This window comes from Pseudomonas defluvii (genome assembly GCF_001695625.1).
Taxonomy (GTDB): Bacteria; Pseudomonadota; Gammaproteobacteria; order Pseudomonadales; family Pseudomonadaceae; genus Aquipseudomonas; species Aquipseudomonas defluvii.
The window spans coordinates 1-25985 of record NZ_MBPN01000049.1 but is presented as its reverse complement, the minus strand read 5'-3'; the positions used below and the strand labels follow the sequence as shown (position 1 = coordinate 25985).

Sequence of the window (25985 nt, the reverse complement as noted above, 5' to 3'; positions counted from 1 at the left end):
CGGGTCTGTACTGCCGGGGGAGGCTAGTATGCCTTGCGCCTGCGATACGGTCGAATCGCTGGCAGGTGTGTGCCCGTTACCACGCTGGCGATGAGGCCCTGACGGCTAGGCGAGATGTTCCGGTTTGATCGGGTCTCCGGGTTTTACGTCGAGCTGTCGGCGCACGTCTTCGAATACCTGGTCGTAGTAACTGTGCATTGAGCCGATGCCTGCGGTTTTGGGCATGCCGTATTGCTGAGCGATGCGTGTTGCATGGCGGGCAAAATCGAAAGCCTGATCCTTGGGCAGGAAGAAGTCTTCCTTGAGGCTATTGCCCTCGATCGTACCGTGAAGGGTAAAGAGCATGCCTTTACCTTCCTTGGGGTCGTGCGTGACTTCATAGTCAAGACACAGGTTGTAGCTGTAGTCATCCTTGTTCAGCGCATGGCGCTCGAAATGCAAATGACCGGGTTCAAACTTGGCCATGGTGTGCTCCTTTGGGGTTAGAACTGACGGGCGCGCACGCCCGTCACACGGGTCAAAGGTAGCGGATACCTGCTGTGGCCGTGCTGACGCGAGTGCCTGCAGTACCTTTGACGATGTCTTCAATGTCGGCCAACGATCCGATGACCGCCACTTTGCCGGTGTTGCGTGCAAAATCGCAAGCTGCCTGCACCTTTGGTCCCATAGAGCCGGCGGCAAAACCGAGCTTTTCCAGTTCGTCCGGGTGCGCCTGGGCGATGGCTTTCTGGGTAGGCTTGCCGTAGTCGATGAACGCCGCACTCACATCCGTAGCGATCACCAACAGGTCCGCTTCCAGTTGTTCGGCCAACAGTGCCGAGCACAGGTCCTTGTCGATCACCGCCTCGATACCCTGGAGCTTGCCGTTGGCATCGTACATCGTTGGAATGCCGCCCCCACCGGCACAGATCACGATGCTGCTCTTTTCCAACAGCCATTTGATCGGGCGAATTTCAAAGATGCGCTTGGGTTTTGGGCTGGCGACCACGCGCCGGTACTTGTCGCCGTCCGGGGCGATGGCCCAGCCTTTCTCCTTGGCCAGGCGCTCGGCGTCTTCCTTGCTGTAGACCGGGCCGATCGGTTTGCTCGGATGCTTGAACGCCGGGTCATTGGCATCAACTTCGACCTGGGTAAGCAAGGTGGCGAAGGGCACTTCGAAATCCAGCAGATTGCCCAGTTCCTGTTCGATCATGTAACCGATCATGCCCTCGGTTTCGGCACCGAGCACATCCAGCGGATAGGGGGAAACCGACGTGTAAGCCGCCGCCTGCAGCGACAGCAGGCCCACTTGCGGGCCATTACCGTGAGCGATGACCAACTGGTTGCCGGGGTGAACCTTGGCGATCTGTTCGGTGGCAATCCGGATATTGGTGCGCTGGTTGTCCGCAGTCATTGGTTCGCCACGGCGCAGCAGAGCGTTACCGCCCAATGCAATAACGATACGCATGGTGATGTCCTTTTAGCGAAAGGGGAGGAAGCATGTTGGCTGTTTGGCAACCGTCACGTTCGGGGGCAGGCAGCGCTGCCCCCGCACGTGCTTAAGGCCGAGGGCCTACAGGTCTGCCAGGGTCGACACCAGGATTGCCTTGATGGTGTGCATGCGGTTTTCCGCTTGCTCAAAGGCAATACAGGCTGGCGACTCGAAGACGTCGTCGGTCACTTCGATGCCGTTTGCCAGGTGCGGGTACTGCTCGGCGATCTGCTTGCCGACCTTGGTGTCGGCGTTGTGGAAGGCCGGCAGGCAATGCATGAACTTGGTCCGCGGGTTGCCAGTGGCTTTCATCAGTTCGGCGTTGACCTGATACGGCAGCAGTTGCTGGATGCGTTCGCCCCAGGCTTCGACGGGCTCACCCATCGACACCCAGACGTCGGTGTGGACAAAGTCGACGCCCTTGACCGCCGCTTTCGGGTCTTCGGTGAGGGTGATACGTGCACCACTTTCCTCGGCGAATTTCTTGCAGCGAGCCACCAGGTCATCATGTGGCCACAGGGCTTTGGGCGCGGCAATGCGCACATCCATGCCCAGTTTGGCGCCGATCAACAGCAGCGAGTTGCCCATGTTGTTGCGGGCATCGCCCAGGTAGGCGTAGCTGATGTCGTGCAGCGGTTTATCGCTGTTCTCACGCATGGTCAGTACGTCGGCGATCATCTGGGTCGGGTGATACTCGTCGGTCAGGCCGTTGAACACCGGTACGCCGGCGTACTTGGCCAGTTCTTCGACGATCTCCTGCTTGAAGCCACGGTACTCGATGGCATCGTACATGCGCCCGAGCACGCGGGCGGTGTCCTTCATGCTTTCCTTGTGGCCGATCTGCGAGGAGTTGGGGTCGATGTAGGTCACGTTGGCGCCCTGGTCGTAGGCGGCCACTTCAAAGGCGCAGCGCGTGCGGGTCGAGGTTTTCTCGAAGATCAGCGCAATGTTGTTGCCTTTGAGGTGCTGCTGTTCGGTACCGGTGTACTTGGCGCGCTTCAGGTCGCGTGACAGGTCGAGCAGGTAGCGCAACTCGCGTGTGGTGTGGTGTTCCAGGCTCAGCAGGTTACGGTTGTGGATGTTGAACGCCATGATGATTCTCCTTGGATTCGGTGATCGGCCCGGCCAACGCCGGGTAGGCGTGGCCGGGGTGATGGTCGTTTAGTAATCGATCGGGTCACGTACGATTGGGCAGGTCATGCAGTGGCCGCCGCCACGGCCACGGCCCAGCTCGCCAGCGCTGATGGTGATGACTTCGACACCGGCCTTGCGCAGCAGGGTGTTGGTGTAGGTGTTACGGTCATAGCCAATGACCACACCAGGCTCCAGGGCCACCACGTTGTTGCCGTCGTCCCACTGTTCGCGCTCGGCAGCGAAGCTGTTGCCACCGGTTTCCACAACGCGCAGTGCTTTCAGGTTCAAGGATTCGGCTACGACATCAAGGAAGGATTTGTTCTCCCGTCGTACGTCCAGGCCGTAGCTGTTCTTGCTGTCTGGACGGATGATGAACGGGATGATTTCCTTGACCACTTCCGGGAAGACCGTGACCAGGTCGCGGTCGCAGAAGCTGAACACAGTGTCCAGGTGCATCGCCGCACGGGATTTCGGCAGGCCGGCGACCACGATTTTCTCTGCGGCGCCCTTGGCGAACAGCGATTGCGCGAGTTGGCCGATGGCTTGGCGCGACGTACGCTCACCCATGCCGATCAGAACCACGCCGTTGCCGATCGGCATCACATCGCCGCCTTCCAGTGTTGCCTGGCCATGGTCCTTGTCCGGGTCGCCGTACCAGATTTCAAAGTCGGCGTTGATAAACTCCGGGTGGAACTTGTAGATAGCGGTGGTCAGCAAGGTTTCCTGGCGTCGGGCCGGCCAGTACATCGGGTTCAGTGTCACGCCGCCGTAGATCCAGCAGGTGGTGTCCCGGGTGAACTGGGTATTGGGCAGCGGTGGCAGCAGGAAGCTGGAGTGGCCGAGGTAGTCGCGGTACATCTTGATGACGCTGGCGCCTTCACTTTCTGGCAGGTCTTCACCGGCCACGCCGCCGATCAGGAATTCGGCCAGCTTGCGGGGCTCCAGGCTTTCCAGCCAGCCGCGCACTTCATTGGTCAGGCCGACGCCGACGGTGTCCGGGGTGATCTTGCGGTCGAGAATCCACTTCAGGGCTTCGGGGTTCTGAATGGTTTCGGTCAACAGGTTGTGCATTTCCAGCACTTCAACACCGCGCTCACGCATCTTGGTGACGAAGTCGAAGTGATCACGCTTGGCCTGGTTGACCCAGATGACGTCATCGAACAGCAACTCGTCGCAGTTGCTCGGCGTCAGGCGCTGATGCGCCAGGCCGGGGGAGCAAACCATCACTTTGCGCAGTTTGCCGGCTTCGGAATGTACGCCGTACTTAACTTTTTCCGTGGACATGGCTTATTTCCTCCAAGTTGCGAATACGGGGGTTACAGAGTCAGGAAGCCGTCATACAGGCCGTAGGCTGCCACCAGGGCGCCGACGATCACGGCGGCGAAAATCAACTTCTCCACGTTGGTAAAAATGGGTTGGCCGACTTCACGCTTGGCCTTGGCGAACAGAATCACGCCGGGGGCATAGAGCAACGCCGAGAGCAGCAGGTACTTGACGCCGCCGGCGTACAGCAGCCAGATCGCGTAGATCAAGGCAATCCCACCGATGAACAGGTCCTTCTTGCGCTCGGCCAAGGCTTGCTCATAGGTTTCATTGCGTACCGCCAGCAGCACGGCATAGGCTGCCGACCACAGGTAAGGCACCAGGATCATCGAGGTGGCGAGGTAGATCAGCTTCAGGTAGGTGCTGGCAGAGAACAGGGTGATGACCAGGAAAATCTGCACCATGGCATTGGTTAGCCACAGGGCATTGGCCGGTACCTGCTTGGCGTTCTCACGGCGCAGGAATTCCGGCATGGTGTGGTCCTTGGCCGCTGCGAACATGATTTCGGCGCACAGCAACACCCAGGACAGCAGCGCGCCCAGCAGCGAGATGACCAGGCCTACACTGATCAACACCGCGCCCCAGTGACCGACCACGTGCTCAAGCACCGCCGCCATCGACGGGTTTTGCAACTTGGCCAGTTCGGGCTGCGTCATGATGCCCAGCGACAGCACGTTGACCAGCACCAGGAAGAGCAGCACGGTAATGAAACCGAGGACCGTGGCCTTGCCCACGTCCGAGCGTTTTTCTGCCCGCGCCGAGAAGATGCTCGCGCCTTCGATACCGATGAACACCCAGACGGTGACCAGCATCATGTTGCGCACCTGGTTCATCACGCTGCCCAGGTCCGGGTTCATGCGGCCCCAGATGTCAGCGGTGAAAATGTCCAGTTTGAAGGCAAAGAGGGTGATCAGGACGAACAGCACCAGCGGCACCACCTTGGCGACGGTGGTGATCAGGTTGATGAAGGCCGCTTCCTTGATCCCGCGCAACACCAGGAAGTGTACGGCCCAGAGCAGGATTGACGAGCCGACGATCGCGGCGGGCGTGTTGCCCTCGCCGAAGATCGGGAAGAAGTAGCCCAGGGTGCTGAACAGCAGCACGAAGTAGCCGACGTTACCTATCCAGGCGCTGATCCAGTAACCCCAGGCCGATGAGAAGCCCATGTAGTCGCCGAAGCCGGCCTTGGCATAGGCATACACCCCGCCGTCCAGATCCGGTTTGCGGTTGGCCAGGGTCTGGAAGACGAAGGCCAGGGTCAGCATGCCGACTGCGGTAATAGCCCAGCCGATCAGAATTGCACCGACATCAGCGCTGGCGGCCATGTTTTGCGGCAGTGAAAAGATACCACCGCCAATCATTGAACCCACCACAAGTGCGACTAGCGCACCGAGCTTTAGTTTTCCAGGAGCGTCAGACATTGGATAACTCCATTCCAGGAGAAGAGAGAGGCCAGCATAAAATTGGCGACTTTTGGATGAACTGATTCAGGTCAGTTCATGGCTACATTCCATTGTTGTTCAAATAGTTAGGCGGTGTATTCCTGTCTGTTTTTGAAGTGCTGCAGCCCCGTCTGGCTGGGCTTTCATGGGTTTTTAGAGCATTTTATCTAGGGTGATTCGAGATTTGACGCTAGCCCCTTTTTCGGGATTCGCAAATTTTTGTCGGGAGAAATTCCTATTAAGTTGATGGAGATCAAGTGCTGTTCAAAACTAATGTTTTAATGCCGTTGGTATAGATGCGCCAGTTATTAGCGCTCTGGTTTGAATGCGTCATTACCTATAAACACGCACGGAACAAATGCCGTTAATTCAGGGTGCATCGCCAACGTTACAAATGCGGGACAGGGCGGGATGTCCGAAGGCTCGGCGCTGGGGAAGGCAACCGCTATCGGTTGTATGTCGGGGAGGAGGTATTGCCGGTGCTGGGGCTTTGCTGGCGTGCGCAGATGCGACCTGGGGTCGGCACTGCACACGCCAGCATGGGCTAGAGGGTCAAACCTTGAACTGCTCGATCAAGGCCATCTGTTGCGAGGAGAGGGTGTTGAGTCGATTGCTGACTTGCGCGGACTCGGCCGCCTGGCCGGTCAGGGTTTCGGTGACACCACGAATTGCCGAGACGTTGCGGTTGACCTCTTCTGCCACTGAGCTTTGCTGTTCGGCAGCGCTGGCGATCTGAAGGTTCATGTCGCTGATGACTGTCACCGCTTCGCTGATGCGGTTAAGGGCTGCGACGGCCTGATGAATCTGCCCGGCGTTCTCCTGAGCCTTGCCTTGGCTTGCATGCATGGTTGCGACCACGCTGCGGGTATTGCTCTGGAGACGTTCGATTACTTGGCGAATTTCTTCCACGGACTCCTGAGTGCGCTTGGCCAGGTTGCGCACTTCATCGGCGACCACGGCGAAGCCTCGGCCACTCTCACCGGCACGTGCGGCCTCAATGGCGGCATTGAGGGCCAGCAGGTTGGTTTGTTCGGCAATGCTGCGAATGACTTCCAGTACAGAGCCGATCTGTTCGCTGTTGGCCGCCAGGGTTTCGACTTCGCCAACCGCCTTGCTGACATCCTCGGCCAGCAGGGCGATGTCACGGGTGCTGCGCTCGATGATTGCACTGCCGTCCTTGGCGGACTGATCGGCACCACGGGCGGCATTGGCAGCGCTTGCGGCACTGTTGGCGACGTCATGGGCGGTGGCGCTCATTTCATTGGAGGCGGTGGCCACCTGGTCGATTTCGCGGAACTGCACCTGCATGCCGTCGCTGGTACGTTGGGCGATGGCTGAGGACTGGTCGGCGGTGGCGCGTGCTTGAGTGATGCTCTGTTTGATCTGGGCGATGATCGGCTGCAGCTTGTCGAGGAAGCGGTTGAAGCCGCCGGTCAGCCGTCCCAGTTCGTCCTGCCGGGCATAGTGCAGGCGTTGGGTCAGGTCGCCGTCGCCGCTGGCGATGTCTTCAAGCATCGCGGCCACGCTGTTCAGTGGTCGGGTTACGCCGGTGGCGGTCATCCAGATCACCAGCAGGCCGCCAAGACCGGCGAGGGCTGCGAGCAACAGAACCTTCAGGGTGCCACTGGTACGGGCCTCTTGCAGCACCTTTTGCAGGGCACTGGCATCGGCCAACAGTACGTCTTTTGGCAGGTCGATCAACACCCCCCAAGGTTTGCTGCTCGGGATCGGTTCGACCGGGTACAGGGCGCGAACCATTGTCCCCTGCTCGATGACGTGAGGGCGTTTGTCGGTAAGCCTTTCCAGTGCCTGCCGACCTTCCTGGCCAAGGGCCTGCTCAATACCTCGGCCGACTTTGCTGGCGTCATTGCTGTTGGCGGCGAGCAGGCCACCTGAAGAAACGACCAGCAGGTGGCCGGCACCGTCGAACAGTTCACGCTGGGCGGCGCTGGCAGCGGTTTGCAGATCGTCCAGCGCCATGTCGACGCCGGCCACGCCAATCACCTTGCCGTCGCTGAGCAGCGGTACGGTGATACTGGTCATCAGCACTTTTTTGCCGCCGACGGTATCTTCATAAGGTTCCAGCAGGCAGGGCTGGGCACTGTTGAAGGTGCAGGTGTACCAGCTGTTGTAGGGGGTGCCGCTGAGGTTGAGCTCGGTTTTGGCCAGGTCGTCTTCGACAATCAGTGTGTTCAGCGCGGTGCCTTGGGCGCGGCTCCAATAGGTGGCGAAGCGCCCGCTGTCGTTGCCGCCATTTGCCAGTGTATTGACGAACGCGCTGTCGCGGCCGTCCAGCGCATTGGGCTGGAACACCAGCCAGAGGCCGAGGATGTCGGTGTTGCGATTGAACGCGGTCGCCAGGCTTTGGCTCAGTGCGGCGCGCACACTGGCCGCGTCCATCGTCTGGGCCTGGCCCAGCTTGCGAAGGTCCAGCGCCTGGTCGCTGACGCCAGTGGCCAGGGTCAGCTTGTTGCTGAAGGTGCGTTTGAGCAACTCGGCCTTTTCACCCGCCCGCGCTTGCAGCAACGCCTGTACGTTGCGGGTGAGCATGGTGCTGCTGGCTTTATCGACCAGTTGATCGCTGTCGTGTGACTGGTACAGGTTGATGCTGACGACCAGGGCAACGACCCCCAGCAGGCAGAGGCCGGAAAGCAGAACGATTTTCAGACGAATCGAAAGCGTGTCGAACATGAACGTACTCGCAAATGAACGGGTCGTTGAAAAGCCGAGTTGCTCGGCGCTGTTCGCCAGATGAGTTCAGCGATATCGGTGTATCGGCAGGGCCTTGTTAGACTTTAGTCGTATGCGGTGGGCGGTCATCTGTTTGTCACAGAAACCTGTTCCGGGCGTGACCAGATCCACAGGTTGACCAGGGCCATGCCCGCGAGGGCGCAAAACAGCGGCCAGCGATGTTCGAGCATTACCAGCATCAGTGCGCTGCACAGCAGCATGCTCACGGAGGCGCTGAACTTGGTCTTGCGGGTTATCACCTTGCCGTTGTGCCAGTTGTGCAGCATGGGGCCGAACAGGCGGTGATTTTCCAGCCAGTGGCTCAGGCGCGGGGAACTGCGGGTGGCGGCCCAGGCAGCGAGCAGAATGAACTCGGTGGTCGGCAGGCCGGGAACGAAAATGGCAATCAGGCCAATAGTCAGGCTTGTATAAGCCAGTAGGCCGAACATCAGGCGGGACAACTTGGAGGCGGGTGGGCGAGGCATGGGCGCTTTGACTGTGCGGGTAGGGCCCGGTTGCCGTCAGTGGCGATAGCGGGCTTGAAGGGAGCTTCGTCGCGCAGTTTGCGGCCTTTGGCGATGAAGATCCAGCACGTCTTGGCTTGGCTGCCTGTGTTTACAGGGTGGGCAGGTGCGGCAGGGGTATGTCTGCGGGCCGCGAAAGGGAGGCGCTCCCCTTCGCGTTGTTATCGCCTGCATCGACTCATTGCGCGTTGCACAGCGCCAGGCAGTTATCCAGCATGCGGTTGGAGAAGCCCCACTCATTGTCGTACCAGGCCAGCACCTTCAGCAGCTTGCCGTTGGCCTTGGTGTGGTTGGCGTCGAAAATCGATGACAGCGGGTTGTGATTGAAGTCGCAGGAAACCAGCGGCAGGTTGTTGTAACCGAGGACCTTCGAGTGCTGGCTGGCTTCCTTGAGCAGGGCGTTGACCTCCTCGGCACTCGCCTCGCGCTTGAGGTTTACCGTCAGGTCGACCAGCGACACGTTGATCACGGGTACCCGCACCGCCATTCCGGTCAGCTTGCCGGCCAGTTCCGGCAACACCAGGCCCACCGCCTCGGCGGCGCCGGTCTTGCTCGGAATCATCGATTGGGTGGCCGCGCGGGCGCGGAACGGGTCGCTGTGGTACACGTCGGTAAGGCTCTGGTCGTTGGTGTAGGCGTGGATCGTGGTCATCAGACCTTGCTCGATGCCCAGTTCGCGGTGCAGCACCTGCGCCACCGGTGCCAGGCAGTTGGTGGTGCAGGAGGCGCTGGAGATGATCTGGTGCGATTGACGCAGAATGTCGTGGTTGACGCCATAGACGATGGTGGCGTCAGCGCCCTTGGCCGGTGCCGAAATAATGACTTTGCGTGCCCCGGCAGTAAGATGGGCGGCCGCCTTGGCGCGGTCGGTGAACAGCCCGGTGCATTCAAAGACCACGTCGATGGCCTCGGCCTTCCAGGGCAGCTCGGCAGGGTTGCGAATGGCGCTGACGGCAATGCGGTCACCGTTGACGGTCAGGCTTTCCTGATCGGCCGCCACGCTGGCCTCGAACACCCCATGGACGCTGTCGTATTTGAGCAGGTGAGCGTTGATCGCGCTGTCACCCAAATCGTTGATGGCGACGACCTGCAGATCCTGGCGGTAGCCTTGGGTATAGAGTGCACGAAGAATGTTGCGGCCGATGCGGCCAAAGCCATTGATTGCAATTCGTAGGGTCATGGAGCTGCCTCTTGCAGACCAGGTGAAGCCCGAGATGCGAGTGAACACTTCACTGAATCTGATTTTGTTGTTGGAATAACAAGATTATTCCTAAAAAAATAGAAAACAAGCCTTTTTAATGGCAGTATTTTGTTCGATATACAACGAGTGACCTGGCAGGTCGTCCTCCTGATACGATTGATCCCCTGTACAAGAGCCTAGGCGGGGATTGGCGATAAGGGAAACTGCTGCACCGGTCGCAACCACCGCTAGCCTGGAGTCCAGTACATGCATCCGCGCATCCTTGAGGTCACCGAACGGTTGATCGCTCGCAGTCGTCCTACCCGCGAGCGCTACCTGCAACTGATTCGCGGGGCTGCCAGTGACGGACCGATGCGAGCCAAGCTGCAGTGCGCCAACTTTGCCCACGGTGTGGCCGGCTGCGCCCCTCAGGACAAGCAGAGCCTGCGCCTGATGAACTCGGCCAACGTCGCCATCGTTTCTGCCTATAACGACATGCTCTCGGCGCATCAGCCCTACGAGCACTTCCCGGAGCAGATCAAGCAGGCATTGCGCGAGGTCGGATCAGTCGGCCAGTTCGCAGGCGGTGTGCCGGCAATGTGCGATGGTGTCACCCAAGGTGAGCCTGGCATGGAACTGGCCTTGGCCAGCCGCGAGGTGATCGCCATGGCGACTGCGGTGGCGCTCTCGCACAACATGTTTGACGCAACGCTGTGCCTGGGGATCTGTGACAAGATCGTTCCCGGATTGATGATGGGTGCGCTGCGTTTCGGTCACCTGCCGACGATGTTCGTCCCGGGGGGGCCGATGCCGTCGGGGATCTCCAACAAGGAAAAAGCCGACGTACGCCAGCGTTATGCCGAGGGCAAGGCCAGCCGCGAAGAGCTGCTGGAGTCGGAGATGAAGTCCTACCACAGCCCCGGTACCTGCACCTTCTATGGCACTGCCAACACCAACCAGTTGCTGATGGAAGTGATGGGGCTGCACTTGCCGGGCGCTTCGTTCGTCAACCCGTACACGCCACTGCGTGATGCCCTGACCGCCTATGCGGCGCAACAGGTCACGCGGATGACCAAGGCCAGCGGCGACTTCATGCCCTTGGGCGAAATCGTCGACGAGAAGGCGCTGGTCAACTCCATCGTGGCGCTGCACGCCACTGGCGGTTCGACCAACCATACCCTGCACATGCCCGCCATTGCGCAGGCGGCCGGTATCCAGTTGACCTGGCAGGACATGGCCGACCTCTCCGAAGTCGTGCCGACGCTGTCGCATGTCTACCCCAATGGCAAGGCCGACATTAACCATTTCCAGGCCGCTGGCGGCATGGCGTTCCTGATTCGCGAGCTGCTCGATGGCGGCCTGTTGCACGAGGACGTCAACACTGTGGCGGGGCACGGGCTGCGTCGCTACACCCAGGAGCCGTTCCTTGAGGAGGGCAAACTGGTCTGGCGTGACGGCCCTGCGGCCAGTCTGGACGAGAGCATCCTGCGACCACTGGCCCGTCCGTTCTCGCCTGAGGGCGGTTTGCGGGTCATGCAGGGCAACCTGGGGTTGGGCGTAATGAAAGTCTCGGCGGTGGCCCCGGAGCATCAGGTGGTCGAAGCCCCGGCGCGGGTGTTCCATGATCAGCAGGCATTGGCCGATGCCTTCAAGGCCGGCGAGCTGGAGCGCGACTTTGTCGCGGTGATGCGCTTTCAAGGGCCGCGCAGCAATGGCATGCCGGAACTGCACAAGATGACGCCGTTTCTCGGTGTGCTGCAAGACCGTGGCTTCAAGGTCGCGCTGGTCACCGACGGGCGTATGTCTGGCGCCTCGGGCAAGATCCCCGCGGCTATCCACGTTTGCCCGGAAGCCTTCGATGGCGGCCCGCTGGCGCGGGTACGCGATGGTGACATCATTCGTGTCGATGGTCATACGGGTACGCTGCTGGTGCGTGTCGATGAGACCGAGCTGGCGGCAAGGCCGCTGGCGCAAGCCCCAACCGGCAATGACCTGGGCTGTGGGCGCGAGCTGTTTGGCTTCATGCGCCATGCGATGAGTTCGGCGCAGCACGGCGCCAGTGCCTTCACCGCGTCACTGGAGGCGCTGAAATGAAGCGTGCGCTGGTGGGCGACATCGGTGGCACCAATGCCCGTTTTGCCTTGTGGGAAAACGATCGGATGCACTCGGTCAAGGTCTATCAGACCGCCGACTACACCAGCCCGGAACAGGCCATCGACGCTTACCTGAGCGACCATGGCCTGGCGCGTGGCGCCTTGGGCGCTGTGTGCCTGGCGGTCGCAGGGCCTGTAGACGGCGATGCGTTTCGTTTCACCAACAACCACTGGCGGCTCAGCCGGCAGGCATTCTGCAAGACCCTGCAGGTGGATGAGCTGCTGCTGATCAACGACTTCTCGGCCATGGCCCTGGGCATGACCCGATTGCAGCCCGGCGAGTTTCGCGAGGTGTGTGCCGGGCAGGCCGAGGCGTTGCGCCCGGCGGTGGTCATCGGCCCGGGCACAGGCCTGGGCGTTGGTACCCTGCTGTCATTGGGCGAAGGGCGCTGGATGGCCTTGCCGGGCGAGGGCGGCCATGTCGATCTGCCGGTCGGCAATGCCCGTGAAGCGGCGATTCGCCAACAGATCGAGCGTGAAATCGGCCATGTCAGCGCTGAAACCGTGCTCAGTGGCGGCGGTTTGCTGCGCTTGTACCAGGCGATCTGCCTATTGGATGGCCATCGTGCAGTGCTGCAGACCCCGGCTGCGATCACCGAGGCGGCTCTGGCCGGCGAGCCGTTGGCGTGTTCGGTGATTGAGCAGTTCTGTCGCTTCCTGGGGCGGGTGGCGGGCAACAATGTACTCACCTTGGGCGCACGCGGTGGTGTGTACATCGTTGGCGGCGTGATCCCGCGCTTCGCCGAACTGTTCCTGAACAGCGGGTTTGCCGAGTGTTTTGCTGACAAGGGCTGCATGAGCGGCTATTTCAAGGGCGTACCGGTATGGCTAGTGACGGCCGAGTTTTCCGGCCTGCTTGGCGCCGGTGTCGCCTTGCAGCAGAAACAGGCCTGAGGGCCTAAGCGTGCAGCGGGCAACAAGACCCGCCAAGGATCAATGCATTGAGTACTGCCGGTAAGTCGATCCTGTTGGTCGATGATGACCAGGACATTCGTGAGCTGCTGCAAGCCTACCTGAGCCGTTCAGGCTTTGCGGTGTGCGCGGTGGCCAACGGTCAGGGGTTTCGTCAGGCATTGGACGAGGGTGGTCACGATTTGGTGATCCTCGACGTGATGCTCCCGGATGAAGATGGTTTCAGCTTGTGCCGCTGGACTCGCCAACATCCGCGCCAGTCCCAGGTGCCGATCATCATGTTGACGGCCAGCTCCGATGAGGCCGATCGGGTGATCGGCCTGGAGCTGGGGGCCGACGATTATCTGGGCAAGCCGTTCAGCCCGCGCGAGTTGCAGGCGCGTATCAAAGCCCTGTTGCGCCGTGCCGGTTTTGCTCAGGAGCGTAACGGCGGCGAGGTCCTGGCGTTCGATGAGTGGCGGTTGGACACGGTCAGCCACCGGCTGTTTCACCGCGACGGTGAAGAGGTGATTCTGTCGGGGGCGGATTTCGCCCTGCTCAAGCTGTTTCTCGATCATCCACAACAAATCCTCGACCGCGACACCATCGGCAATGCGACCCGTGGTCGGGAACCGATGCCGCTGGACCGGATTGTCGACATGGCGGTCAGCCGCCTGCGTCAGCGTCTGCGTGACACCGACAAACCACCCCGTTTGATTCGTACTGTTCGCGGCAGCGGTTATCTGCTGGCAGCCCATGTCGCGCCTGCGCACTGAGCGGCGCTGGCGCCTGCCGTGGCCGCGTTCGCTGCTCGGGCGCATGCTGCTGTTGACGTTGTTGGCGGTGTTGCTGGCCCAGGGGCTGGCCAGCCTGATCTGGCTCTCGCAGCTGCGGGCCAGCCAATTGGAGGGCTTGGTGGCCAGTGCGCGCAGCCTGGCTCACTCGATGACCGCCAGCGTCAGCTACTTTCGCTCGCTGCCTGTGGCCTATCGGCCGATGGTGCTGGACCAGTTGCGTAGCATGGGCGGTACCCGTTTCGTGGTGTCGCTCAACGACCATCCATTGGACATGCAGATGTTGCCGGCCACACCGCGCAAAAAAGCAGTGATCGAAGCCGTGGAACAGGTGTTGCGCCAACGCCTGGGTGAGCAGATGAGTATCTCTGTGGAGTTCGTCAGCCCAAAGGAGCTGCGGGTGTTCAACAGCGGCCTGAAGCTGGACGAACTGCCGCGATCCTGGGCGCATTACGCGCTGACCCTGGCGCCACTTGATCCGCCGGTGCTGGTGACACAAATCGGTTTGGCGCCGGGTGAGTGGCTGTACATCGCCTCGTTGTTGCCTGAGCCGTACACCAGCCTGGAAGAGGAGGGCGTGCCGGGTCAGCAGATCGGTTTCATGGTGCTGACCAGTACCTTCCTGTTGCTGTTCATCGGTGTACTGGTGCATTGGCAGAGCCGTCCGTTGAAACGCCTGGCGCGGGCGGCGCGGGACCTTTCGCTAGGGGCGGCCGAGGTAGAGCCGGTGGTCGAAGGCGGTGGCAGCGAAGTGGTCGAGGTAGGCCGTGCCTTCAATGCCATGCGCGAGCGCATCAGCCGTTATTTGACGGAGCGCAGCCAGTTGTTCAGTGCGATTTCCCATGATTTACGCACCCCGATCACCCGTTTGCGGCTGCGGGTCGAGCTGTTGGATGACGAGCACGTGCAGCACAAGTTCAGCCGTGACCTGGATGAGCTGGAGATGCTGGTCAAGGGCGCGCTGCAGTGTGTGAAAGATACCGACATCCACGAGAACATCGAACCGATCGATCTGGCCCAGGCGCTGCATGGCCTGATCGAGCCCTACTTGGGGACCGGTCAGGTCACCCTTGAGGGGCAGGTGCTGGCGCCATACCCCGGCAAGCCGCTGGCGCTGCGTCGGTGCATGGGCAACCTGATCGACAATGCGCTCAAGTACGGCCAGCGTGCGCACCTGCGGATCGAGGACAGCGATCAGGCGTTCGTGCTGCATGTCGATGACGAGGGCCCTGGCGTGCCCGAGCAGCGTCTGGAGCAGGTGTTCGAACCACACTTCAGGCTGGCCGGGCAGCAGCAGGGTTATGGCCTTGGCCTGGGGATCGCCCGCAATATCGCTCACAGTCATGGCGGCGAGCTGACCCTGCAAAACCTGCGTGAAGGGGGGCTGCGGGTAACCCTGCGCCTGCCGCGAACCGGTGATTGAGTTCACTGAATCGGCGGTCGGCCTGGACAGGACGGCGCTTGTGCAATGTCACTGCTTGGTGACATTCGCGCATCCCTTCGTTACGTCCAGCGGGCGGGCCTCTGGTTAGACTGCTACGCAGCGCAAGCACCACGACTTGCACCTGCATAACAACAAGAAAAGGTTCCCTTCGATGAATGCGATTACTCGCCTCGCCGCTGTCATTTCTCTTGCCTCCTTGTTCCCCCTGAGCGCCGTCGCTGCCGATCCCGGTACAGTGGAAGTGCTGCACTGGTGGACGTCCGGTGGTGAAGCAAAGGCCGTGGAAACCCTGAAGGAACAGGTCAAGAAAGACGGTTTCGTCTGGAAGGACAACGCCGTTGCCGGTGGCGGTGGTGCAGCCGCCATGACCGTGCTGAAAACCCGGGCCATTTCCGGTAACCCCCCTGCCGCCGCCCAGATCAAGGGCCCGGACATCCAGGAGTGGGGCGCCCTCGGCCTGCTGACTGAACTGGATGACGTGTCCAAGGCCAACCACTGGGATGCGTTGCTGCCCAAACAAGTCGCCGACATCATGAAGTACGACGGTCACTACGTTGCGGTGCCGGTGAATATCCACCGGGTCAACTGGCTGTGGATCAACCCGCAGGTGTTCGAGAAAGCCGGTGCCAAGGTGCCGACCAACCTTGATGAGCTCTTTGCTGCTGCCGACAAGCTCAAGGCTGCAGGCTTCACTGCGCTCGCCCATGGCGGTCAGCCATGGCAGGACAGCACGGTTTTCGAAGACCTGGCGCTGAGCATTCTTGGGACCAAGGGCTATCACGCGGCCTTCGTCGAGCTGGATGAGCAGGCCCTGACCGGCGAGAAAATGGTCGAGGTGTTCAAGACCTTGCAGCGCCTGGGTACCTACATGGACCCCAACCGCGCAGGGCGTGACTGGAACATTGCGGCGGCCGAGGTCATCAGCGGCAAGGCGGGCATGCAGATCATGGGCGACTGGGCCAAGAGCGAGTGGACCGCTGCTGGCAAGGTCGCCGGCAAGGACTACCTGTGCGTGGCCTTCCCCGGAACCCAGGGCAGTTTTACCTACAACATCGACTCGCTGGCGATGTTCAAGCTCAAGAACGAGAACGACATCAAGGCCCAGAACGATCTGGCCAAGGTCGCGCTGGAGCCTGAGTTCCAGACCGTGTTCAACCGGAACAAAGGCTCGCTGCCGGTGCGTCAGGACATGGACATGAGCCTGTTCGACGCCTGCACGCAGAAGTCGTCGGTGGACTTCAAGGACGCCGAAAAGGGTGACGGCCTGCAACCGAGCATGGCGCACAACATGGCCACGTCGCTGGCCGTTCAGGGGGCCATCTTCGATGTGGTCACCAACTTCCTCAATGACCCGAAGGCTGATCCGGCCACGGCGGTCAAGCAACTGAGCTCGGCGATCAAGTCGGCCAAGTAAGCGTGTGAGCCTGCTCTACCCGCTGTAGGAGCCGGCCTTGCCGGCGATGCGGTGCTTCGCGCCGCCCTCCATTCGAGATTTCCACGATGAGCACTGTTGTTGCACTCAACAAGGCCTCGCCCCTCGACGCATTGCAACGCTGGCTGCCAAAACTGGTGCTGGCGCCAAGCATGCTGATCGTCCTGGTGGGGTTCTATGGCTACATCTTCTGGACCTTCCTGCTGTCGTTCACCAACTCCAGTTTCATGCCCAGCTACAAATGGGTAGGGCTGGCGCAGTACGCCAAGCTGCTGGAGAACGACCGTTGGTGGGTGGCGAGCAAGAACCTGCTGGTGTTCGGTGGGCTGTTCATCAGCATCAGCCTGGTGGTCGGCGTGCTGCTGGCGGTGTTGCTCGATCAGCGCATCCGCCGTGAAGGCTTTATCCGCACCATCTACCTGTACCCGATGGCGCTGTCGATGATTGTCACCGGTACTGCCTGGAAGTGGTTGCTCAACCCCGGCCTGGGCCTGGACAAGCTGCTGCGTGACTGGGGCTGGGAGGGCTTTCGCCTGGACTGGCTGGTCGATCCGGACCGCGTTGTCTATTGCCTGGTGATTGCCGCGGTGTGGCAGGCCTCGGGCTTTGTCATGGCCTTGTTCCTGGCGGGCCTGCGGGGTGTCGATCAGTCGATCATCCGTGCCGCCCAGGTCGATGGGGCAAGCCTGCCGAGTATTTACCTGCGCATCGTCCTGCCGAGCCTGCGCCCGGTGTTTTTCAGTGCACTGATGATCCTGGCGCACATTGCGATCAAGAGTTTCGACCTGGTAGCCGCGATGACTGCAGGTGGCCCGGGCTACGCCTCCGACTTGCCGGCGATGTTCATGTACGCCTTCACCTTCAGCCGCGGGCAGATGGGCATGGGCTCGGCCAGCGCGATTCTGATGCTGGGGGCGATCCTGTCGATCCTGGTGCCTTACCTGTACTCGGAATTGAGGAACAAGCGCCATGACTAAGCCTCTTGCTTCGCGTGGCTTCAGCCTCAGCCGCCTGGCCATCTACGGCACCTTGCTGCTGGCCTGCGCGGTCTACCTGATCCCGCTGATCGTGATGCTGCTGACCAGCTTCAAATCACCGGATGACATCCGCACCGGCAACTTGCTGAGCTGGCCCGAGGTGATCACGGGCATCGGCTGGATCAAGGCTTGGGACACCGTGGGTGGCTACTTCTGGAACTCGGTGAAAATCACCGTACCGGCGGTGGTGGTTTCGACGCTGTTGGGGGCGCTTAACGGGTATGTGCTGTCGATGTGGCGCTTCCGTGGCTCGCAGTTGTTTTTCGGCTTGCTGTTGTTCGGTTGCTTTCTGCCGTTTCAGACCGTGCTGCTGCCGGCCTCGTTCACCCTCGGCAAGCTGGGCCTGGCCAGCACCACCACGGGCCTTGTGCTGGTGCATATCGTCTATGGCCTGGCCTTTACCACGCTGTTCTTTCGCAACTACTACACCAGTGTCCCGGATGCTCTGGTGCGGGCGGCACGGCTCGATGGTGCGGGCTTCTTCACCATCTTCGGGAAGATCCTGCTGCCCATGTCGGTGCCGATCATCATGGTCTGCCTGATCTGGCAGTTCACGCAGATCTGGAACGACTTTCTTTTCGGCGTGGTGTTCGCCAGCGGCGATGCCCAGCCAATCACGGTGGCGCTGAACAACCTGGTCAACACCAGTACCGGGGTCAAGGAATACAACGTCGACATGGCGGCGGCGATGATCGCCGGGTTACCGACCCTGTTGGTCTATGTGATGGCTGGCAAGTATTTCCTGCGCGGGCTCACTGCCGGCGCGGTCAAGGGGTGAATTATGGCAACGCTTGAATTGCGCAACGTCAACAAGACCTACGGCAGTGGCCTGCCGGACACCTTGAAGAACATCGAGCTGAAGATCGACTCGGGCGAGTTCCTGATTCTGGTTGGCCCCTCGGGCTGCGGCAAGTCGACCTTGATGAACTGCATCGCCGGGCTGGAGCAGATCAGCGGCGGGGCGATCCTGGTGGATGAGGCTGATATCAGCGGCATGAGCCCGAAGGACCGGGACATTGCCATGGTCTTTCAGTCCTATGCGCTGTACCCGACCATGAACGTGCGGGAGAACATCGCCTTCGGCCTGAAGATCCGCAAGATGCCCGCCGCCGCCATCGAAGAAGAGGTGGCGCGGGTGTCCAGGCTGCTGCAGATCGAGCACTTGCTCAATCGCAAGCCCGGTCAGCTCTCGGGTGGTCAACAACAGCGCGTGGCGATGGGCCGGGCGTTGGCGCGGCGGCCGAAGATCTACCTGTTCGATGAGCCACTGTCCAACCTCGACGCCAAGTTGCGGGTGGAGATGCGCACCGAGATCAAGCTGATGCACCAACGCTTGAAGACCACCACGGTCTACGTGACCCACGACCAGATCGAAGCGATGACCCTGGGCGACAAGGTCGCGGTGATGAAGGACGGGCTGATCCAGCAGTTCGGAACCCCGCAGCAGATCTATAACGACCCGGCCAACCTGTTCGTCGCCAGTTTCATTGGCTCACCGCCGATGAACTTCATTCCTTTGCGTCTGCAGCGCAAGGACGGTCGGCTGCTGGCGCTGCTCGACAGTGGTCAGGCGCGCTGCGAGTTGCCGATGGGTATCGACGATGCGGGCCTGGAAGAGCGTGAAGTGATTCTGGGCATTCGCCCCGAACAAGTCTGCCTGGCACCGGAACAGCCCAATGGCCTGCCCAGTATTCGTGCCGAGGTTCAGGTGATCGAACCCACCGGCCCGGACACTCTGGTGTTCGTCAGCCTCAACGGCACCAAAGTCTGCTGTCGCCTGGCGCCTGACTGCCCGGTGCAGGTGGGGGACAACCTGAACCTGCAGTTCGACCCAGCGCGGGTGTTGCTGTTCGACGCCGTAACGGGTGAGCGATTGGGTGTGGTCGGCAACCCGCAAGTGCATGCGCCCAAGGACAATGTAGCCAAGGACAATGTGGCGCAGTTCAAGGGGCGCTGAGCCGTTTGCAGGACGTGTAAATCCATCGATAACAATAAGACGAGGAAACAAGGGATGGCTCATTACAAACGCATCAGGTCGCTGGCCCCGCTGACCTTGCTGGCTGCGTTCGGGGTAAACGGTGGTGCTCACGCTGCCGGTGCTTTCGACCCGGAATCGAAATGGATGACCGGAGATTGGGGCGGCACGCGTACCGAGTTGCTGGAGAAGGGTTACGACTTCTCGCTGGAGTACGTGGGCGAGGTGGCTGGCAACCTCAGCGGTGGCTACAACGATGACAAGACGGCGCGCTACAGCGACCAGTTTGCCTTGGGCGTGAAGCTGGACCTGGAAAAGATCCTCGGTTGGCAGGATACCGAGTTCAAGCTGGCCGTTACGGAACGCAGTGGCCGTAACCTGTCCAACGACCGCATCAGTGATCCGCGTGCCGGGCAGTTCAGTTCGGTGCAGGAAGTCTGGGGGCGCGGCCAGACTTGGCGGCTGACCCAGATGTGGATCAAGCAGCAGTATTTCGATCAGGCGCTGGACGTCAAAGTCGGTCGCTTCGGCCCGGGCGAGGACTTCAACAGCTTCCCCTGCGACTTCCAGAACCTGGCGTTCTGTGGATCCCAGGTTGGCAACTGGGTTGGCAGCATCTGGTACAACTGGCCCGTCAGCCAGTGGGCGTTGCGGGTCAAGTACAACATTACCCCGGAGTTCTTCGCTCAGGTCGGCGTGTTTGAGCAGAACCCGTCCAACCTGGAAACCGGCAACGGCTTCAAGCTCAGTGGCAGTGGTACCAAGGGCATGATCCTGCCGGTGGAAATGGTCTGGTCGCCCAAGGTCAACGACCTGCCGGGTGAGTACCGTCTGGGTTACTACTACAGCACCGCCAAGGCTGACGATGTCTTTGAAGACATCAATGGCCAACCGCAAGCGCTAACCGGTAATGACTTCAAATCGCACAGCAGCAAGCATGGCTGGTGGGTTGTCGCCCAGCAGCAGGTTACTGCGCACAACGGCGATGCCGCACGTGGTTTGAGCCTTTTCGCCAACTTCACTGTTCACGACAAGGCCACCAACGTGGTCGATAACTACCAGCAGGTCGGCCTGGTCTACAAAGGTGCCTTTGACGGGCGACCCAAGGACGACATCGGCTTTGGCGTGGCGCGTATTCACGTGAACGACGATGTGAAAAAACGTGCAGAGTTGCTCAATGATGTCAGTGGTATCAACGACTACGACAACCCGGCGTTCGTCCCTGTCCAGAAGACCGAGTACAACGCCGAGCTGTACTACGGTTTTCACGTCACCAACTGGCTGACCGTACGGCCGAACCTGCAGTACATCCGCAGCCCAGGGGGTGTGGATGAGGTGGACAACGCGGTCGTCGCCGGCTTGAAGATTCAGTCGGTGTTCTGACGTAATATGTTGTAAATTTACGCCATTTGTTGCAGCTGATTGCCGGCTTGCTCAGCACCTGCCTGTAGGTGCTGAGCTGGCTGGCGATAAAGCCCGTCAGTCAATCAGAGTTCCTAGCCATGCAAGAGCATCCGCTCCAGCGCTTTTTCACCTCGCGCCGGCCGCGTCCGACCTTTGAGTGGGAACGCCATCAGCAGCGCGACGTGCTGATCATTGATCACCCACGCTGCCAGGCGGTGTTCAGTCGTCAGGGCGCCCAGTTGCTGCATTTTCAGCCGCAGGGCCAGCGCCCGTGGTTGTGGTGTGCCGCACAGTGGCCACAGGTTGGGGCGATCCGTGGCGGTGTGCCGGTGTGCTGGCCCTGGTACGGTCGTCACCCCAGTGAAGACCTCTGGCCTTCTCATGGTTGGGCACGCCTGCTGGACTGGAAGCTGATCGACAGCTCAGAGGATGCCGAAGGGGTTAGCCTGACCTGGCGTTTGCAGCTGTGTGACTGGCAGGTTGACTTGCAGGCGCGGCTGGGTGATGGCATGGAGTTGCAGTTGCGTACTGAGCATCAGGACAGCTTGCCCTGCCAGTTGAGTCATGCGCTGCTGGCTTACTGGCGTATCAGTGACGTCTCAAAGATAGCGCTGTCTGGGCTCGAAGGTGCGGAAGGTTACGACCAATTGAGTCGTCAAACCTGCCGGCAGAAAGGTGAGCTGAAAGTGCTGGGCGGCTGTCAGCGGGTGTTCCAGAATGCGGCAACGCTACAACTGCACGACCCGGCCTGGAAGCGCCAGCTGTGCATTGACATGGGCGACAGCGAGGACACGGTGGTCTGGCACCCCGGTAGTCGGCCGCTGATGGGTGTCAGTGGCAGCGAAACCCTCGGCTTTGTCTGCGTCGAGGCGACCAGTGGCCACAACGACAGCCTGAGTCTGGCACCGGGCGAGCAGGCTCATCTGCGGCTGCAGGCGCACCTGTTCAATTGAGTTCGTCGTCGATCGGGTAGCGGCTGGCGTTGAGGCTTTCCTTGATTTTGCGCAGGTGTGGCTGGAAGTCCACGCCACGGCGCAGGGTCATGCCGGTGGCCAGTACATCGAGTACCGTCAGCTGGATGATCCGCGAGGTCATCGGCATGTAGATGTCGGTGTCTTCCGGCAGCGGGATGTTCAGGCTCAGGCTGCTGGCCTTGGCCAGTGGTGAGCCGGCAGCGGTCAGGCCGAGCACCGAGGCACCGTTTTCACGGGCCAGGCGTGCGACTTCGACCAGTTCGCGGGTGCGCCCTGTGTAGGAAATGATCACGAACAGTTCGCCGGTGTGCGCCACCGACGCCAGCATGCGCTGCATCAGGACATCGGCATGGGCCGACACGGCAAGGTTGAAACGGAAGAACTTGTGTTGGGCATCCAGTGCCACCGGGGCCGAGGCGCCGAGGCCGAAGAAGTGGATCTGCCGGGCCTGGATCAGCATGTCGACGGCGCGGCTGATCAACTGCGGGTCGAGTTGCTGGCAGGCGCTGTCCAGCGAGGCGATGGCACTGCCGAAGATTTTCTGGGTGTAGGCGGCCGGATCATCGTCGGCCTCGACAGCGCGGCTGACGTAGGCGGCTCCACTGGCCAGGCTCTGCGCCAGTTGCAGTTTGAGTTCCGGGTAGCCGCTGACATCGAACGAGCGGCAGAAGCGGTTCACGGTCGGTTCGCTGACCTTGGCCGCCTGGGCCAGGGCGGCAATGCTGAAGCGCGTCGCTTGCTGAGGGTTGAGCAGGATGACTTCGGCGACTTTTCGCTCGGCCTTGTTCAGCTCTTCAAGGCGGCCCTGGATCTGTTCCAGGAGGTTTCGCACGCGGTCCATGGTTTATGTCCTTGGGTCGAGGATGCAGCCAATAGCGGGCAGCAGCGGGCTTTTTGGGGGTGGCCTATCGTACTGATGGCCTGATTGCTTCACCACTTGAATCTGTCCAAGGGGTCAAATGTTGTGTTTATTACTACATAATCCCCTTGATTACTGCCCTTGAACAGGGTATTTGTACGTCAACTTGATAAAAGAACCAACATCATGTCTTCGATCTCCGTTGAGCCTTGTACGTTTGCCCTGTTTGGCGCCCTTGGCGACCTGGCATTGCGCAAGCTGTTTCCGGCGCTGTATCAGCTGGATCGCGCCGGGCTGTTGCATGCCGACACCCAGGTGCTGGCATTGGCCCGCGAGCCGGGCAGCGTCGAGGAGCACCTGCAGCGAATCGAAGCGCACCTGCATGAATTCGTCGAGGCCGGGCAGATAGAGGTCATTCCTCTGCAGCGCTTCCTGGCTCGCCTGAGTTACCTGCATGTGGACTTTCTCAAGGCGGATGACTACCAGGCGCTCGCCGAAAAGGTCGCTCCCCAGGCACCGCTGATCGCCTACTTCGCAACGCCTGCAGCGGTTTATGGTGGCATCTGCGAAAACCTCGACAAGGTCGGCCTCGGCCCGCGTACCCGGGTAGTGCTGGAAAAACCGATTGGCCACGACCTGGAGTCGTCACGGCGGGTCAACGATGCCGTGGCACAGTTTTTCCCGGAAAACCGGGTCTACCGCATCGACCATTACCTGGGCAAGGAAACCGTCCAGAATCTGATTGCGCTGCGCTTCGCCAACAGCCTGTTCGAAACCCAGTGGAACCAGAATTCGATCTCCCATGTGGAGATCACCGTGGCGGAGAAGGTGGGTATCGAAGGGCGCTGGGGCTACTTCGACAAGGCCGGCCAACTGCGGGACATGATTCAGAACCACCTGCTGCAATTGCTTTGCCTGATCGCCATGGACCCGCCCAGCGACCTGTCAGCCGACAGTATCCGCGATGAGAAGGTCAAGGTGCTCAAGGCGCTGGCGCCGATCACCGGTGAAGGCCTCGGCAGCCGTGTGGTGCGTGGCCAGTACATCGCCGGATACAGCGAAGGGCGCCCGGTACCGGGATACCTGGAAGAAGACAACGCCAACCCGCAAAGCAATACCGAAACCTTTGTTGCCTTGCGTGCCGACATTCGCAACTGGCGCTGGGCCGGTGTGCCGTTCTACCTGCGTACCGGCAAGCGGATGCCGCAGAAATTGTCGCAGATCGTCATCCACTTCAAGGAACCGCCGCACTACATCTTCGCGCCGGAGCAGCGTTTACAGATCGGTAACAAGCTGATCATTCGTTTGCAGCCGGACGAAGGTATTTCTTTGCGGGTGATGACCAAGGAGCAGGGCCTGGACAAGGGCATGCAGTTACGCAGCGGCCCGTTGCAATTGAATTTCTCCGACACCTACCGCAGTACACGCATCCCCGATGCCTACGAGCGGTTGTTGTTGGAAGTGATGCGCGGCAATCAGAACCTGTTTGTGCGCAAGGATGAAATCGAATACGCGTGGAAGTGGTGCGACCAGTTGATTGCCGGTTGGAAGAGTTCGGGCGAAGCGCCCAAGCCCTACGCCGCCGGGTCCTGGGGGCCGATGAGCTCGATCGCGCTGATAACCCGTGATGGGAGGTCGTGGTATGGCGATATCTGAACTGCAATGGCCGGCTAACGTGGCGACGCATACCTATGCAAGCCCGGCGCTGCTGGCTGAAGACCTGGCCAAGAATGTCGCCGAGCGCCTGAGTGCGGCCATTGCCGCCAACGGGCAGGCCACCCTGGTGGTCTCTGGTGGTCGTAGCCCGGTGATGTTTTTCCAATGCCTGGCACGCCGGTCGCTGGACTGGTCAAAGGTAGTGGTCAGCCTTGCGGATGAGCGCTGGGTGCCGGTGGAGCATGTCGACAGTAATGCCGGGCTGCTCAAGCGCTACCTGTTGGTCGGGGCGGCGGCCAAGGCTCGTTTTATTGGCCTGTATCGTGCCAGTGCCAGCCTTGAAGCGGCTGCCCTGGACGCCGATCAGGCCTTGGCCGAGTTGCCGCCGATTGATGTGCTGGTGCTGGGTATGGGCGATGACGGGCATACAGCGTCGCTGTTTCCGGCCAGCCCGAACCTTGCCCAAGGCCTGGCAGCCGACAGCCCTCGACGTTGCCTGCCCATGCTGGCACCGAGCGTTCCGCATCAGCGCCTGAGCATGACCCGTGCCTTGCTGGGGACTGCCGCATTCACTGCCTTGTCCGTGCAAGGGCAAGGCAAACTCGCTACCCTGCGCGCCGCGCTGGCAGGGGATGACTCTGCCGAAATGCCAATTCGCGCCTTTCTACACGCTTCCCTGGATATTTTCTGGTGCCCATGAGCCAAGGACCCGCCGTTATGACCACGCATGAACATTCGCAACCGGGCATCTCCATGGCCGACAAAATCGCGCAGATCGACCGTATCTGCGGTGAGGCGCGCATCCTTCCGGTGATTACCATTGCCCGCGAGGAAGACATTCTGCCGCTGGCCGATGCGCTGGCCGCAGGTGGCCTGAAGACCCTGGAGATCACCCTGCGCTCCGAACATGGCCTGAAAGCCATTCGTATGCTGCGTGAGCAACGCCCCGAGTTGTGCATTGGTGCCGGCACCGTGCTCGACCGCTCGATGCTGAAGGCGGTTGAGGCGGCGGGTGCCCAGTTCATCGTCACCCCCGGCTGTACCCAGGACATCCTTGAGGCGGGCGTCGAAAGCGCCTTGCCATTGCTGCCGGGCATCAGCAGCGCTTCGGAAATCATGATGGGCTATGCCCTGGGCTACCGTCGCTTCAAGCTGTTTCCAGCGGAAATCAGTGGTGGCGTCGCAGCGATCAAAGCCTTTGGTGGCCCGTTTGGTGAGGTGCGTTTCTGCCCGACTGGCGGGGTGAATGAAAGTAACCTGAAGAGCTACATGTCCCAGCCCAATGTGATGTGCGTGGGCGGGACCTGGATGTTCAACAGCGCCTGGGTCAAGGACCGTGACTGGGCGCGTATCCAGGCCTGCAGCGCCGAGGCCTTGGCCCTGCTGGACTGATCCCTATTCGTTATGTGCTACACGGCTTTAGGTGCGCTTGGTCGGCGCACCTTTTTTTTGCCTGTCAGAAACACAGGAACCAGTCTGCGCCTGCATCGTTGTGTAGGTTTGCCTGCAATGGCTTCGGCGGGGTACCAGTGAGTCCGCGGTGCCTGCATCGCGGGCAAGCC

General features: G+C 60.8%; 22 protein-coding genes and 1 pseudogene. 13 read left to right on the top strand and 10 right to left on the bottom strand.

Going from position 1 to position 25985, the window contains the following annotated elements; translation table 11 throughout:
- Positions 1-105 precede the first annotated feature (105 nt).
- From EKA13_RS14835 to gap, 9 genes and pseudogenes are all read right to left on the bottom strand, one after another.
- Positions 106-465: a DUF5064 family protein gene (locus tag EKA13_RS14835; RefSeq protein ID WP_065760164.1), complete on the bottom strand. Its 360-nt coding sequence runs from the start codon at positions 463-465 to the stop codon at positions 106-108.
- A 52-nt stretch (positions 466-517) separates the two neighbouring features.
- Entirely contained in the window at positions 518-1447 is a 930-nt protein-coding gene (arcC, locus tag EKA13_RS14830; protein ID WP_065760163.1) for a carbamate kinase, read from the bottom strand.
- Positions 1448-1552: 105 nt separating this feature from the next.
- Positions 1553-2563 carry an ornithine carbamoyltransferase gene (locus EKA13_RS14825; protein WP_065760162.1) on the bottom strand — a complete coding sequence of 337 codons (1011 nt, stop codon included), beginning with the start codon at positions 2561-2563 and terminating at the stop codon, positions 1553-1555.
- A 69-nt stretch (positions 2564-2632) separates the two neighbouring features.
- The gene (gene arcA / locus EKA13_RS14820) at positions 2633-3889 is read right to left on the bottom strand and encodes an arginine deiminase (protein ID WP_065760161.1); all 1257 of its coding nucleotides are present in this window, start codon (positions 3887-3889) and stop codon (positions 2633-2635) included.
- Between the two features lie 32 nt (positions 3890-3921).
- Positions 3922-5349: an arginine-ornithine antiporter gene (gene arcD, locus EKA13_RS14815; RefSeq protein ID WP_065760160.1), complete on the bottom strand. Its 1428-nt coding sequence runs from the start codon at positions 5347-5349 to the stop codon at positions 3922-3924.
- A gap of 573 nt (positions 5350-5922) precedes the next feature.
- The gene (locus tag EKA13_RS28890; protein WP_371918257.1) at positions 5923-6678 is read right to left on the bottom strand and encodes a methyl-accepting chemotaxis protein; all 756 of its coding nucleotides are present in this window, start codon (positions 6676-6678) and stop codon (positions 5923-5925) included.
- A 102-nt stretch (positions 6679-6780) separates the two neighbouring features.
- A pseudogene (locus tag EKA13_RS28885) lies at positions 6781-7770 on the bottom strand (methyl-accepting chemotaxis protein); the annotation flags it as partial.
- Positions 7771-8186: 416 nt separating this feature from the next.
- The gene (locus EKA13_RS14805) at positions 8187-8585 is read right to left on the bottom strand and encodes a YbaN family protein (RefSeq protein WP_065760158.1); all 399 of its coding nucleotides are present in this window, start codon (positions 8583-8585) and stop codon (positions 8187-8189) included.
- 217 nt (positions 8586-8802) lie between these two features.
- The gene (gap, locus tag EKA13_RS14800; RefSeq protein WP_065760157.1) at positions 8803-9804 is read right to left on the bottom strand and encodes a type I glyceraldehyde-3-phosphate dehydrogenase; all 1002 of its coding nucleotides are present in this window, start codon (positions 9802-9804) and stop codon (positions 8803-8805) included.
- A gap of 267 nt (positions 9805-10071) precedes the next feature.
- On the opposite strand from gap, the gene edd reads away from it, so the two are divergent.
- The 10 genes from edd to EKA13_RS14750 all read left to right on the top strand — a co-directional run bounded on the left by edd (position 10072) and on the right by EKA13_RS14750 (position 21887).
- On the top strand, positions 10072-11898 hold the full coding sequence (edd, locus tag EKA13_RS14795) for a phosphogluconate dehydratase (protein WP_065760155.1): 1827 nt from the start codon (positions 10072-10074) through the stop codon (positions 11896-11898).
- Positions 11895-12851: a glucokinase gene (locus EKA13_RS14790; RefSeq protein WP_065760154.1), complete on the top strand. Its 957-nt coding sequence runs from the start codon at positions 11895-11897 to the stop codon at positions 12849-12851. Before edd ends, EKA13_RS14790 begins: the two co-directional genes overlap by 4 nt.
- Positions 12852-12898: 47 nt before the next feature.
- Positions 12899-13624 carry a response regulator gene (locus EKA13_RS14785; protein ID WP_065760153.1) on the top strand — a complete coding sequence of 242 codons (726 nt, stop codon included), beginning with the start codon at positions 12899-12901 and terminating at the stop codon, positions 13622-13624.
- Positions 13605-15065, top strand: a complete 1461-nt coding sequence (locus EKA13_RS14780; RefSeq protein ID WP_065760152.1) for an ATP-binding protein — start codon at positions 13605-13607, stop codon at positions 15063-15065. Before EKA13_RS14785 ends, EKA13_RS14780 begins: the two co-directional genes overlap by 20 nt.
- Positions 15066-15237: 172 nt before the next feature.
- Entirely contained in the window at positions 15238-16500 is a 1263-nt protein-coding gene (locus EKA13_RS14775) for an ABC transporter substrate-binding protein (protein ID WP_065760151.1), read from the top strand.
- An 86-nt stretch (positions 16501-16586) separates the two neighbouring features.
- Positions 16587-17495 (top strand): carbohydrate ABC transporter permease, encoded by a 909-nt coding sequence (locus tag EKA13_RS14770; RefSeq protein ID WP_065760150.1) that lies wholly within the window; start codon positions 16587-16589, stop codon positions 17493-17495.
- Positions 17488-18333, top strand: coding sequence for a carbohydrate ABC transporter permease (locus EKA13_RS14765; protein ID WP_065760149.1), 846 nt, complete (start codon positions 17488-17490; stop codon positions 18331-18333). Before EKA13_RS14770 ends, EKA13_RS14765 begins: the two co-directional genes overlap by 8 nt.
- A gap of 3 nt (positions 18334-18336) precedes the next feature.
- Entirely contained in the window at positions 18337-19512 is a 1176-nt protein-coding gene (locus EKA13_RS14760) for an ABC transporter ATP-binding protein (protein ID WP_065760148.1), read from the top strand.
- 54 nt (positions 19513-19566) lie between these two features.
- The gene (locus EKA13_RS14755; protein ID WP_065760147.1) at positions 19567-20913 is read left to right on the top strand and encodes a carbohydrate porin; all 1347 of its coding nucleotides are present in this window, start codon (positions 19567-19569) and stop codon (positions 20911-20913) included.
- Positions 20914-21032: 119 nt separating this feature from the next.
- Positions 21033-21887, top strand: coding sequence for a D-hexose-6-phosphate mutarotase (locus tag EKA13_RS14750; protein ID WP_065760146.1), 855 nt, complete (start codon positions 21033-21035; stop codon positions 21885-21887).
- Here the strand turns inward: EKA13_RS14750 and hexR are convergent.
- Entirely contained in the window at positions 21880-22740 is an 861-nt protein-coding gene (gene hexR, locus EKA13_RS14745) for a MurR/RpiR family transcriptional regulator (protein ID WP_218060847.1), read from the bottom strand. The two genes, EKA13_RS14750 and hexR, sit on opposite strands and share 8 nt — an antisense overlap.
- 213 nt (positions 22741-22953) lie before the next feature.
- On the opposite strand from hexR, the gene zwf reads away from it, so the two are divergent.
- The 3 genes from zwf to EKA13_RS14730 are packed head-to-tail and all read left to right on the top strand — an operon-like array spanning position 22954 to position 25815.
- On the top strand, positions 22954-24423 hold the full coding sequence (zwf, locus tag EKA13_RS14740; RefSeq protein WP_065760144.1) for a glucose-6-phosphate dehydrogenase: 1470 nt from the start codon (positions 22954-22956) through the stop codon (positions 24421-24423).
- A complete protein-coding gene (pgl, locus tag EKA13_RS14735; protein WP_065760143.1) occupies positions 24410-25123 on the top strand; it encodes a 6-phosphogluconolactonase in 714 nt (237 codons plus the stop codon). The genes zwf and pgl overlap by 14 nt, the downstream gene beginning before the upstream one ends.
- Positions 25124-25140: 17 nt before the next feature.
- Positions 25141-25815 (top strand): bifunctional 4-hydroxy-2-oxoglutarate aldolase/2-dehydro-3-deoxy-phosphogluconate aldolase, encoded by a 675-nt coding sequence (locus tag EKA13_RS14730; RefSeq protein WP_065760142.1) that lies wholly within the window; start codon positions 25141-25143, stop codon positions 25813-25815.
- Positions 25816-25985 lie beyond the last annotated feature (170 nt).